Source organism: Alteripontixanthobacter muriae, from assembly GCF_013336795.1.
GTDB lineage: Bacteria > Pseudomonadota > Alphaproteobacteria > Sphingomonadales > Sphingomonadaceae > Pseudopontixanthobacter > Pseudopontixanthobacter muriae.
In genome coordinates this window covers 1-11,558 of the sequence record NZ_JAAFZT010000011.1, presented here as the reverse complement: position 1 = coordinate 11,558, position 11,558 = coordinate 1, and the positions used below count along the sequence as shown (strand labels likewise).

Sequence of the window (11,558 nt, the reverse complement as noted above, 5' to 3'; positions counted from 1 at the left end):
CACCGCCTCCTGCTTGAACTCTTCTGTATGCTTGATCATCTCGTCGGTCTCCTGTTGCGAGCTCTAATCGCTCAGGTGACCGGCGCAAAAACGTTACAAGTCCATGATCTTGATCTGTCGTCCATCGGGTTCAGCGATCAGGAGAGAGACATCATCCTGCTCGACGATGTGAAAGCTGTTCCGGAAACCGGAGCCGACGATCAAGTGGATGATCCTCCGAGGGATCCGGTGAGCTGCATAGGCGACATCTGGAAAATGGACGAACACCGCGTCATCTGCGGAGACGCTCTTGAGGCGGCAACCTATGAGGCTCTTCTTTTGGATGGGCAGGCGCAGGCGGTGCTGACTGATCCTCCCTACAACGTGAAGATACAGGGAAATGTGAGTGGGCTTGGCAAGAAGGTCCACGATGAGTTCGCCATGGCTTCTGGCGAACTGAATGAGCAGGAATGGCAGGCTTTCCTGGACAAGGTCTTGACCCGTCTGAACGAAAACGTCGTTTCTGGTGCGGTGCTGTTCCTGTTCATGGACTGGCGCAGCATTCATCGGGTTTATGCCGCCGGTTTTGCCGCCAAGCTCAAGCTCGTCAATTTGGCAGTCTGGTACAAGCAGTCAGGTGCCATGGGAGCACTGTACAGATCTGCACACGAACTGGTGGCGGTATTCTGTAAGGGTGAGAAGCCAAGGGTCAACAATGTCGAGCTGGGCCGGCACGGGCGCGACCGCCAGAACGTCTGGCTTGCACCTGGAGCGAACCGCAAGGGCTCCTCTGCCAATGAGATGCTGGCCTCGCATGCAACACCGAAGCCGGTCGAACTCTGCGTAGATGCCATTCTGGACGTGACCGCCCGAGGGGACATGATCCTGGACGCATTTCTCGGCAGTGGAACGACACTGATCGCTGCAGACAAGACCGGCAGATCCTGCCGCGGCATCGAACTTGAACCGGGGTTCGTAGATGTATCGGTTCAACGCTGGCAGCGCCTGACCGGCGGTGAAGCGGTGCTCGTGGAGACCGGCGAGACCTTCAGCGAAGTTGCCGCGAGACGAAGCAGCAAGTCTGATCCGGCGGCATCCCTTGCAGAGGGAGATAACTGAGATGGTCGAGGATACTGAGGAGGAGCACTTCGGGCGGGAAGCCAGCTCGGAAGGGCCGGATCACGTGGACGCCAGCGGGAGTGCTGATAGCGAGTACAAGGTGGGCAAGAACAAGCCGCCGCTGCACAGTCGCTTCAAGAAAGGCAACAGGGCTGGCAAAGGCCGCAGAAAGGGTTCGCAAAACCTCGGGACGATCGTCAACCAGGCTGCCTCGCTCAAGAGCTCGGTACTCATTGGCGGCAAGAGCAAGAAGATGAGCAAAGTTGCGCTGGCAGTCCACCAGATCGCCAACAAGGCAAGCGCAGGCGACCTCAAGGCAGCCAGCACATTTTTAAGCTTGGTCGAACGGCACGAACCGAGGGAAGATCCACCCGATCTGACCGCGGAACAGATGTCCGCTGATATAGTGGCGCTACGTGCATACCTTGATTTCTACGACTTCCTGAACTCAGGCGAGGAGGACGGAAATGCTGCTCGCTGAACAGCCAGATCTTCGCCGTTTCCTGCCGGACATGCGCGCACTGGCTCGAAAGGATTTCCTTTTCTTCGCCGTCCGCGCTTTCGAAGAACTGCATGGCGGCGGATACCAGCATAACTGGCACATCGGAGTGATCGCCCAGCAGCTGGTCGAGGCTACACTGGGAGACACAAAAAGGCTGATGATCACGATGCCGCCGCGCTCGATGAAAAGCTTCCTCGCCAGCGTTTGCCTGCCCGCCTGGCTTCTTGGGCGAGATCCGCAGGAGAAGATTATTTGCGCTTCTTACGCCCAGAAGCTTGCGGAAGAATTTGCTTTCGAGTGCCGGAAACTGATGCAGACAGACTGGTACCGCAGCGTGTTTCCACACACGCATATCGATCCCAAGAAGTGCAACCAGGAAGTTATAGCAACTACGCGTGGTGGAAGACGCAGGGCGACCTCTGTCGGAGGCACCCTTACCGGCCTCGGAGGCAACCTCCTCATAATCGATGATCCGATCAAGGCAGCTGATGGCTCTTCCGAAGTTGCGCGCGACAGAGCAATAAAGTGGTACGGCGGGACTGCTGCAAGCCGTCTTGATGATCCGAAGCGCGGGCGTATCATCGTGATTGCTCAGCGCCTGCATCAAGAGGATCTGTGTGGCTACCTTCGCCAGAGCGGTACGTCCTGGTCCCTGCTTGAGCTACCGCTCATCGAATGGCAGAACCGGACGATTGATGTCGCAGGTATCACCCTCGAGAGGCCTGCTGGACACCTCCTGCACGAAGACCGCATCGGCGAAGAAGAAATTGCCCGATTGCGCGCAGAGATGGGCAAGCGTGACTTCGAGGCGCAGTACAATCAGCGTCCACTTCCGCCCGGAGGCGCTTTGTTCAAGATGGAGTGGCTGCAAAGGTACGACGAGACTCCTCCTCCACACCAGATCCAAGATATCTTCCAGAGCTGGGATACTGCCTACGACATCGAAGAGCAGCATGATTACAGCGTGTGCACCACCTGGGCGCTTTCGGGTAAACGTTACTACCTGCTGGACGTATTCCGTAAAAAGCTGGAGTTCTATGCCCTTGAGCAGGCTGTCTATGATCAACGCAAGAAGTGGCGCGCAGCACTGGTGATCGTGGAGAAAGCGGGGTCAGGTATCAGTCTATGGCAAAATGTTCGCAACAAGGGAGGAAAGCTTTGGTTGCAAACCCTTCGCCCGGAAGGGTCGAAGCAGGACCGCGCGTCAAAACAATCTCCCAAGTTCCAGCGAGGCGAGGTTTGGTTGCCGAGGAAGGCCCCCTGGTTAAGCGCATTCGAGGATGAACTCGGCGCTTTTCCGCACGGAAAGCATGACGATCAGATTGATAGCGTCGTCCAGTTCCTGGCGGCAGTCGACACAGGTGAATTGCTGATAAAGGCAGATCAAGCGCGGCGATTGCGTTGAACTGCTATTCTTTCATCGCTCATCAAATTTCATATACTGAAGCGTCTGCTCAGACGCGGTTGAAGGCCTCCAGCGTTCGAACGTCCGGGGCGCCGAACCACCTCGCTAACGCGGCATCAAAGACCGAACCGCCCCCGGCTACTGAGAACAGGGTTAGCGAAGATCTCAGCTTGAGTGCGTCTACCTCTCCGAAGACCTGCTCTGCAGTCAGTTTCGTGAGATCCTGTAAAGCTTCCACGCACTCGCTCAATCGCGCCCCAAGAAGAGGGTGCGCCAGATAGGCCGCTGCTTCTTCCAGCGAACCAATTGCGAAATACCGAGCCATCTCGCTGCGACCTAGTCCCGCAGCTTGTGGGAATATGAACCACATCCAGTGACCGCGCTTTGCGCCTTTCCGGATCTCACTTAGCGCAGAAAGGTAAATCTCCTCCTGCGCATCAACAAATCGCTGAAGGTCAAATCGATCGTGCTGCATGACGCTCGTGACTGACGTTACGCGAGACGCTTTGCTCAAGCGAAGTTTGCGTTGCTCGCGTTGAATATCCATGCTCTGTAATGGGCTGGCCACAAAGAGGTTCCTTAGATGCTCGTACGCCGAAATTCGACAGGCCTGGAGCCTTTTCTGAGCCGTCGAATGCCAATGGCAGAGGGTCGCATCGGCTTTCCAGCTCTTGATCGGGACGGCCAGCTAGCGGCCTAGTTCCTTCACCTGAAAGCGGACGAAGCGAGTTAGCGGCGCTGCGTCTACTATTTGTCCCGGCCCGTCAGTTCACGCACATTTTCCTCCTCGCCCAATCACGGCTGTAGCGGAACCGATTGGATCGATAAGGCAGATAAAGCGCTTTACAGTGCAAAGCGATGCGGGCGGAACTGCTGTGTTTCTGCGTTGCACCGAGCGCAACCTGATGATGAAGGGCTCTCCGGTCTTCTTCATCGGCGAACTTCGGTTCGCGATTCCGGCCTCGCCCCCGCCCACCGCGCGCGCAGCGAAAAGGGTCGCACCGAGAGGCGCGACATGCGGCAGCATCTGAATGCCTACAAGACCTCTTGAGGCACCGCCGGCATCCTTATGGCCGGCCACAGATGAAAAACGGCTTTTCAGCTCTCAGGCTTTGAAGTCCAGCCTCGTGCTTGGGCGAATGCCTGAAGAAACTCACGCTCGTTTAGTGCTCCGTCGATCAAGAAGGACCCGATTAGCTGTCTGGAGTCGCAGGCTGAGATCCCGATCACTTCTCCGGACTGCGGGTCTTTGCACAGATGTCTATAAGCTGGCGTTTTATGGACGGACCAGCGAGATGCGCTTCCACTTGGCTGAATTGCTCAGCCTTCAACTGCTGGCGAATGTCTGCGACCCTACGATACTCCCCCGATTCAGCGAGCGCGAATGCCCTTTCGATGATGGTAGGCTCATCCATGAGCTAGAGAGTAACAGATCACCTTCAATCCTGCCAAGCGCTCGTCAGACGCATTTTTGCGTCTGTTCCCCGTCAGCACTTATGGCACGCATTAGAGGTTGTGATTTAAGGGGGTTTGGGTCTCATCGGGTGCTGTCAGTCTAATCGCAACTTGTCTCCGATCGGCAGAGCTCTCCCCTTCTTCGGCATGGCTCAGGCCATGAGGTTCTGCCACTCGGTCAGGGCGGCCGAGCGGCGGGTCTTGTAAGTTTCTCTATCGATCAGGTGGCGTTCGGAGTTGAAGTGATTGTGGACGTTGGCATGAACGGAGGCGAACTTCTGTAGCGCCTTCATTTGCCTAAACCGCAGCATCGCTCGCTCTCGTCGTCGGAACGAAAGGTGGGAGTTCTCCACCCTGTTGTTGGCCCAGCGACCTATCTCCTGCTTATCCTCACAGCCAAGCTCGCTCATCACTGCCTTGTAGGAGCGCAGACCATCAGTGGTGATGATGACGGGTGAGCCGTTGCGCTTGAGTGCCTTCTTCATAAACCTGAGAGCTGCTGCCTTGTCTCGCGTCTTCGTGACATAGCTCTCGAGGATCTCGCCTTCCGGATCCACTGCCCGCCACAGGTAGTGCATCTCACCGTTGATCTTCACGTAGACCTCATCGAGGTGCCACTGCCACTGGCGAAAACCCCGCATCCGGCTGACCCGCTGACGGCGGATGTCAGCAGCGAATAGCGGGCCGAACCTGTTCCACCATTGCCGCACGGTCTCGTGGCATAAGTCAATCCCGCGCTCAGCCAGCAGGTCTTCCACACTGTGCAACGACAGCGGAAAGCGGACGTACATCATCACGACGAGCCGGATCACCTCCGGCGATGAATTGAAGTAGCGGAATGGGCTGGCTGGCTTCTTTGGACGTGGCATCGTATCGCCCTGCCCGCTCAACCCTTATCAGCAGGTGCATTTGCTCTGACAGTGCCTCCTGAACAGCAAAACGCCGCCAGCGTTCCCACCAGCGGCGCTCTGATTGAACGAACAGGAGTTTAGGCGCAAGAAACGGCCATCTTCTGCCTGCGCTTGGCGGAACGCATTGCGCCACCAATGAAGCCGAACCCGAGCAGCATCATCGCCCAAGTAGTGGGTTCTGGTACTGCGGCAAGAGGCGCTCCTGCTACTTCAAACTCGACATCATAATCAAGGACAACCACTCCGTTGCCAAGCAATAAGCCATATGTTCCCGGCCCCAAATTTGGAAGCGCTGTAGAGAAATCCCCTAGCGGCTGATCGATAAAGAAATCACCATTAGAAAAAGAAGTGCTGCTTAAAAAGATTTGCGTTCCGCTGTTGATCACGGAATTATTTATCAAAACACTCAGACTAGTCGCTGTTTGACCTGCCAAGATTTCGAATGGTATAAAGTCAGAAGGGTCTCCGCCGCCTCCAGAAGACAGGCTACCCGAGAATAAGTTAGTTCCAGGAGCTAAAGAAACAAAAGTCCGTGTTGGTTGACCAAGACTATCAACGGATGCGGTCGCAACATCGATATCTCCGCTTACGGCCTCATCGAACACCACTGCGGCGTGGACTGGCACAGCGGCGAAGGTAACCACAGCGGCTGTTAGAGCAGCGATCGATTTTATCATGTAGTGCCCCTATCAAGTATATGACACGGACCCACTATAGTGCGCCCATTCATCTCCAGTTGGCTTGACCCTGATGGGAAGTTAACATGGCGGGCTAACAAAAGCAAAAGCCAACTCGGTGCCGGCAACAGCATGAACATATACTCACACGCTCGCCCATCGGCTTTGATTATTGAGCGAGGCGACGATCCTGTCGCTGAGGTCGATTTACCATCGGTTTGCGAACGTTCTAATTTAGAATCAATAACCGCTTTTCGCCAAAGTAACGCGCCGCCAATGTTCCCACCGGAGCCGCTCTTGCCCGGCCTACAGAAAGTAATCAGGCGTAAGAAACGTTCATCTTCTGCCTGCGCTTAGCAGAACGCATTGCGCCGCCAATAAAGCCAAAACCGAGCAGCATCATTGCCCATGTGGATGGTTCGGGAACTGCGCCGGAAACGAGTTCGAGTTGAGGGTTTCTATCTTCCGCGAAACCGAAACCGGGAACGGTATACAGAAAAAACGTCCTGCTCGTTTTCAGAAGTATAAAATCGTTAGTTCCGGGTCTTATACCGTTTGGGGTGCTTGCACCAAGGAGAAATCCTTCTCCCTCAGCCACGATACCGGTGTTGGATGCGTCAAAAATAAAGTCGCCTAGAGAGAAGTCGATTGATAGCAACGTTGGGTCGAAAGCGGCTTCATTATCATAGGAAAAGGAGAAAGTACCAGAGTGGCTTGTGATTGGACCGTCGGTTGTCGCAGAAAACTGATATGTTTCAACGACTGTTGCCGCCAGTGCATTACTGCTCCACAGCGCCAGCGCTCCTGCAATCGAGGCTCGTAAAAAAGCTTTCCGCATTTTTTCTTCTCCTTGTGCAGCGACCGCTCGTACCAGTGTTGGTCGACCACGCTCCGAGGTTCTTGCATGATTAACACAGGGTGAAGGGAGGTTCTGATAGACCCGTCCGTATCTGGGACAGAACCGCTGCCCGACCGCTCATGCGCAGGAAACTAAGGCTGTCAGTGGCAGGAGAATGCTCCTCGCTCCGCTGATACTCGATGCGCAATGGTAAGTCTGCGATTAACCTAGGCTAGCGACGCTCATCCTTGCTTCTGGGACAATGGTTTCCGCGCCTCGGGAGGCAATACTGCTATGAAGGCTGCAAACAACAATCAGCGTGATCACACCTACAGGATAAGGCACTCGGGGAGGACTGGCATGGTGCCCCAAAAAAGTTGAATTCGAGGCTGCAAACGCTGCATCGGCGCTTCTGATGGTACAGGATTCTATTCCGAAGAACCGGCCTGTGTATTTAGCTGAGGACGGGCGCCCGCTCGCAACGGTGCAGTTAGTGACGGAAGGGTTCTGGTCCGTTTCTAATCCAGAGCAAAAGCTTATCTAATTACCATCGCGCAGCTTTGGGGTCGTTTGCCGACAGGCAGGAATGTCATCGCGAGCCGCTCAAAGTTGGCCATAGTGAGGTCCTTGCTCCTTCCACAAAGGTGGGACATTGCCAACTCATACGGGGTGCCATGCACTCGCTCAAACTGGAGAGAAACTAGGCTCCCGTCGCGGGTTTGATGTTCTGGTTCAGCCTGAACACATTGTTGGGGTCGTACTCAGCCTTGACGCGGCGTAAGCGATCGAAGTTCTCGCCGTAGGCACTTTGCACGCGATCCACTTCATCGAAGTCCATGTAGTTGGAGTAAACTCCTCCAGTACTGTGCGGCGCAACCGCGTCGTAGAACGAACGGGTCCAGGCAATGTTTGCGTGATCATCAGCCGGGTCACTCCAGCCGGAAGACATGCTGATGGAGTAGAGGGCCTGCCGGTGAGGATAAGCAGTGGCTTTGGGGTCAATCCGGTTCACCGCTCCCCCTTGAGGCTCGAAGAAGCAGCTGGATAGGTGGCCTGGGAGCGCTTCAGTTCGTTCGACGACAAGATCGAGGAGCTCCTCCGTGATGTCTTCGATGAAGTGCGACTTCCAGTAGTAGCGCTCTCCATGCGGAGCTGCATCCTTGAAGCTGGATTGCAGGTCAACATAGTGCACTGGCTCCAGAACGGCGAGCAGCGGGTCCGCTATGCTTGTAAGTGGCTCTAGCGCCCTTCTTCCCTCCTCGAGGTCACCGGCGTAGCAGCCAGCAAGCGCCACTGCGGTCTTGCCGTGCTGTTCAGGGGGGAACGGTTCAACCGCAGGCACTGGCACGAGCAGCACGTAGCAGCCGACTTCTTCCGGCGCGTTCGCCATAAAGTCCCGATAGAATCTGAGGACCTCACGTGCTGCTTTGTATGGATAGAAAACCTGTATGCTCATCACTTCAGGGCCGATCGGGTGAAGTGCAAACTCGAACTCAGTGATGATCCCAAAGTTGCCGCCACCTCCGCGAAGGGCCCAGAACAGGTCCGGGTGCTCAGTCGCGTTTGCCCTCACGATAGAGCCGTTCGCCAAAACCACCTTCGCGCCCACAAGGCTGTCGATGGTCAAACCAAGTTTCCTCGCCAGAAACCCCGTCCCTCCGCCGAGAGTCAGGCCAGCAACACCTGTGGAGGGGTCTACACCCGCGGTTGCCGCAAGCCCATGAACCTGCGTCTCGCGGTCGAAGTCGCCTAGCTGCGCCCCGCCTCCGACTATTGCTCGTCGCTTTTGAGGATCAACCACCACCGAACGCATGCATGAGAGATCAATCACGAGCCCGTCATCAACCAGTGAGTTGCCGGACACACCATGGCCGCCGCAGCGGATCGAGAATGGCAGCTTGTTCTCCCGCGCGAAACGCAGGGCTTGGACGACGTCGGAAGTGTGATTGCAGAAAGCTATCGCTGCCGGTCTGCGGTCGATCATCCCGTTCCAAATACCGCGAGCTTCGTCATACTGGTCGTCTTTCGGTTGGACCAGATGTCCGCTGATCCGCTCGGCAAGTTGCTGAATCGTATTTGTCGCTGCCATCTTCGAATATCCTTATGGTCTGGAGGGGCTTGTGTTGGACAGAGCGCCTTCTCGTGCAGGATAAAGCTCGTACCCAAAGCCCCAGGCTTTCTGTTCTTTCTGGAGGTCAGGAAAACGGCAGGAGGCGGTGCGCTCCTACAGCCGCGCTTCGAGAACCATGTTGAACGGACCTTCGGTGGCCCTCCGCACACTCCCAAAGCCGGCACCAGTGAGCACTTGAGTCAGCTTCTCCTGGCCTGCCTGTGCGCCGAGTGCCTCGCCGACCTCCTGCGCCAAAGAAGTTGGCACACAGACCATGGTGGAGGCGTTGTAGTAGAGCCGGCTGACCGGATTTCCGATATTTTCAGCCGGGCTGTTCCCGGCAATCGGCTCCACTATCATCCAGGAGCCATCTTCCTTCAGAAGCCTACGCATGTGCTCCGCGCATCCGCGAGGATCGCCCATGTCGTGCAGGCAATCGAACATGGTGATCAGGTCGAAGTCGCGTTCCGCGATCTCCTTCGCGGGAGCGGTTTCGAAGCTGACCCTGCCGGCTAACCCGTGAGCGGCTGCATGAGCATTTGCCTGCTCAATCGACGGCTTGTGGAAGTCGTAACCAATGAACTCGCTGTTCGGGAAGGCCTCGGCCATGACCAAAGTGGAAAAGCCGACGCCGCACCCAATGTCCGCGACCTTTGCTCCTGATTCCAAGCGCGGCATCATACCTTCCAAGGCAGGGAGCCATGCCTGCACAATGCCGTTGACGTAGCCGGGTCGGAAGAACGCACCCACCGCACAGAAGAGGCACCCTGCGCTTTCACCCCAGGCAACCCCCTCTCCGGTTCGGAAGCCTTGCTCGACCTTTGGTTCGCCTTCGATCATTGCAGCCGCAAGTTCGAAAGCTCCCTCCAGGTAGACCGGGCTGTCCTTGATCGCGAATACCATCGCCTGCTCGGGCGAGAGGCTGAACCTTTCCGTCGCGGGATCGAACTGGATATAGCCATTGGCAGCCTGTGCCATCGACCACTCCCGCACGTATCGCTCGGCGAGCCCCAGTCGCTCCGCCAGTTCTGTTGCTGTTGCCGGTCCGTCCGCATGAAGGGAGCCAAAGAGACCCAGCCGGATTCCGATGCGGACGGTGGGCACACTGAATGCACCTCCCAAATCGCCGAGCATCTTGCCCACGAGGAGGTTGAGGGTATCTGAGTTGGGTTCAGTCATTGTGGCGCTCCGCTTTTACAGTGACGGAAGCCCGCGCCTGAGCATCAGGGCAGCGACCATCGAGAGCGACCCAATGCTTGTGCTGTCGTGTGACTCAGTCGTGAGGCTCTGCCTGCCTGCTCCTCTTGTCAAGCATGTCGGCCCACGCGCCTCGGTCTACTCGGGACCGGATCGGGCAGAACTCGTCTGATAGTACTCACTACAAACCGGCAGCGATCCCCAACAAAAGCAAGTTGTGGCGCTTTTCACATGCGAAAACGCGATTTGCGCATCTCCGCCCTTCTCCCAAGAGCCTAGTGGCTATGTTCTGGAGGGCTAAAGAGGATTAGCTCGACCCGCTCGTCTCCATCGACGTATGCGTCGTGCCCTGGTGGTATCTCGAAGAAATCGCCTGTAGCGATGCGGGTCTCGACGTCGGCTTCGACCATTCGCACGACCAGATTGCCGCTCATGCAATAGCCTGTATGATGCATAGGGCACGTGTCGGGCGATCCCAACAATGGTTTCTCGTCCTTCTCCCATGTCCATCCAGGTTCGAATATGGCGTGCATGCCAGCGTTACCGTTGCACGTCTTCAAGATCGAGATGCCACCGGATTTCTTCATATCCAGTCGGTCATCAGGCGCATCGAACCGGCGAACTTCTATCTCTGTGGTCATAGCCGCATCTCCTCGTGCGCGACCACCGGAGGCACCATGCTCCGTTTACACTAGAATTGTAAGCGACAGGGTCGCCGTGGCTGCGCCGCCTCACGGGCAGCTTCTCGCGTTCAGGGGGTCCGCTATGTTGTCGATAGTTGAATGGCAGCTAAGCACGTTCACTTCGCCACAACCGGACTGTCTGCTCAAGGCCCAATTTCTCCCGGTCAGCTTTGCGCCCGAATTTCGGTCATTCCCGCGACCGCGGAGCGGTCCTGAAAGCCGTCGCTCGGTTAGGTCGCATCCAAGCCACCGCACTTTCACCACGCCGCGTCGACATATGAGGCTTCTGCCTGCTCTTCCGGTCCACGCCGCGGCATCCATACTCCCTTATGAAGCTACACCTTGACACTGCAGGCCATCTCTCAAGAAGGTCTCATCAGCATCATCGCTTGAAAACGCAGCGGATCGAAACTGGACTTGTAACGGTTTTGCGCCGGTCACCTGAGCGATTAGAGCTCGCAACAGGAGACCGACGAGATGATCAAGCATACAGAAGAGTTCAAGCAGGAGGCGGTGCGGATCGCACTGACCAGCGGGTTGCCGCGCGACCGGGTTGCATCGGATTTGGGGATAGGGAGGTCGACGCTGGGCAAGTGGGTATCTCAGTATCGGCCCAGTGATCTGGTTTCAGCGCCGCAGGCAGATTTGGCGCGTGAGAATGAACGCCTCCGCCTTGAGAACC

At 56.5% G+C, this 11,558-nt stretch carries 12 protein-coding genes; 4 read left to right on the top strand and 8 right to left on the bottom strand.

The features are described 5' to 3' along the window. The 3 genes from G7A66_RS03400 to terL all read left to right on the top strand — a co-directional run. Nucleotides 1–1,098 (top strand): DNA-methyltransferase (locus G7A66_RS03400; RefSeq protein ID WP_206675049.1); only part of this gene is annotated, 1,098 nt, incomplete at its 5' end. 1 nt (nt 1,099) lies between these two features. Next, nucleotides 1,100–1,579, top strand: coding sequence for a DUF5681 domain-containing protein (locus G7A66_RS03395; RefSeq protein WP_174294311.1), 480 nt, complete (start codon nt 1,100–1,102; stop codon nt 1,577–1,579). Next, nucleotides 1,566–3,005: a phage terminase large subunit gene (gene terL / locus G7A66_RS03390; protein WP_174294310.1), complete on the top strand. Its 1,440-nt coding sequence runs from the start codon at nt 1,566–1,568 to the stop codon at nt 3,003–3,005. Before G7A66_RS03395 ends, terL begins: the two co-directional genes overlap by 14 nt. A gap of 49 nt (nt 3,006–3,054) precedes the next feature. Here the strand turns inward: terL and G7A66_RS03385 are convergent, their stop codons facing one another. The 8 genes from G7A66_RS03385 to G7A66_RS03350 all read right to left on the bottom strand — a co-directional run bounded on the left by G7A66_RS03385 (nt 3,055) and on the right by G7A66_RS03350 (nt 10,834). Continuing rightward, nucleotides 3,055–3,480, bottom strand: coding sequence for a DUF1810 domain-containing protein (locus G7A66_RS03385; protein WP_174294313.1), 426 nt, complete (start codon nt 3,478–3,480; stop codon nt 3,055–3,057). Between the two features lie 751 nt (nt 3,481–4,231). Further along, nucleotides 4,232–4,420 carry a hypothetical protein gene (locus G7A66_RS03380; RefSeq protein WP_174294309.1) on the bottom strand — a complete coding sequence of 63 codons (189 nt, stop codon included), beginning with the start codon at nt 4,418–4,420 and terminating at the stop codon, nt 4,232–4,234. Nucleotides 4,421–4,612: 192 nt separating this feature from the next. Further along, on the bottom strand, nt 4,613–5,329 hold the full coding sequence (locus G7A66_RS03375) for an IS6 family transposase (RefSeq protein ID WP_174294308.1): 717 nt from the start codon (nt 5,327–5,329) through the stop codon (nt 4,613–4,615). Between the two features lie 119 nt (nt 5,330–5,448). Continuing rightward, the gene (locus tag G7A66_RS03370; protein WP_174294307.1) at nt 5,449–6,048 is read right to left on the bottom strand and encodes a PEPxxWA-CTERM sorting domain-containing protein; all 600 of its coding nucleotides are present in this window, start codon (nt 6,046–6,048) and stop codon (nt 5,449–5,451) included. Nucleotides 6,049–6,367: 319 nt separating this feature from the next. After that, complete coding sequence (locus G7A66_RS14075) at nt 6,368–6,886, bottom strand: PEPxxWA-CTERM sorting domain-containing protein (RefSeq protein ID WP_232366616.1); 519 nt, start codon at nt 6,884–6,886, stop codon at nt 6,368–6,370. 700 nt (nt 6,887–7,586) lie between these two features. After that, the gene (locus G7A66_RS03360) at nt 7,587–8,975 is read right to left on the bottom strand and encodes an FAD-binding oxidoreductase (protein WP_174294306.1); all 1,389 of its coding nucleotides are present in this window, start codon (nt 8,973–8,975) and stop codon (nt 7,587–7,589) included. A 135-nt stretch (nt 8,976–9,110) separates the two neighbouring features. After that, the gene (locus G7A66_RS03355; protein ID WP_174294305.1) at nt 9,111–10,175 is read right to left on the bottom strand and encodes a methyltransferase domain-containing protein; all 1,065 of its coding nucleotides are present in this window, start codon (nt 10,173–10,175) and stop codon (nt 9,111–9,113) included. A gap of 293 nt (nt 10,176–10,468) precedes the next feature. Continuing rightward, entirely contained in the window at nt 10,469–10,834 is a 366-nt protein-coding gene (locus G7A66_RS03350) for a cupin domain-containing protein (protein WP_174294304.1), read from the bottom strand. Nucleotides 10,835–11,353: 519 nt separating this feature from the next. Here G7A66_RS03350 and G7A66_RS14070 point away from each other — a divergent pair. Further along, a partial coding sequence (locus G7A66_RS14070; RefSeq protein WP_174294303.1) for a transposase occupies nt 11,354–11,558 on the top strand: 205 nt, incomplete at its 3' end.

Excerpts from the sequence above, each read along its gene's own strand:
- terL (WP_174294310.1), top strand. The coding sequence starts at position 1,566 with ATGCTGCTCGCTGAACAGCCAGATCTTCGCCGTTTCCTGCCGGACATG.
- G7A66_RS03375 (WP_174294308.1), bottom strand. The coding sequence starts at position 5,329 with ATGCCACGTCCAAAGAAGCCAGCCAGCCCATTCCGCTACTTCAATTCA.
- G7A66_RS03350 (WP_174294304.1), bottom strand. The coding sequence starts at position 10,834 with ATGACCACAGAGATAGAAGTTCGCCGGTTCGATGCGCCTGATGACCGA.
- G7A66_RS03395 (WP_174294311.1), top strand. The coding sequence starts at position 1,100 with ATGGTCGAGGATACTGAGGAGGAGCACTTCGGGCGGGAAGCCAGCTCG.
- G7A66_RS03355 (WP_174294305.1), bottom strand. The coding sequence starts at position 10,175 with ATGACTGAACCCAACTCAGATACCCTCAACCTCCTCGTGGGCAAGATG.
- G7A66_RS03360 (WP_174294306.1), bottom strand. The coding sequence starts at position 8,975 with ATGGCAGCGACAAATACGATTCAGCAACTTGCCGAGCGGATCAGCGGA.
- G7A66_RS03370 (WP_174294307.1), bottom strand. The coding sequence starts at position 6,048 with ATGATAAAATCGATCGCTGCTCTAACAGCCGCTGTGGTTACCTTCGCC.
- G7A66_RS03380 (WP_174294309.1), bottom strand. The coding sequence starts at position 4,420 with ATGGATGAGCCTACCATCATCGAAAGGGCATTCGCGCTCGCTGAATCG.
- G7A66_RS14075 (WP_232366616.1), bottom strand. The coding sequence starts at position 6,886 with ATGCGGAAAGCTTTTTTACGAGCCTCGATTGCAGGAGCGCTGGCGCTG.
- G7A66_RS03385 (WP_174294313.1), bottom strand. The coding sequence starts at position 3,480 with ATGCAGCACGATCGATTTGACCTTCAGCGATTTGTTGATGCGCAGGAG.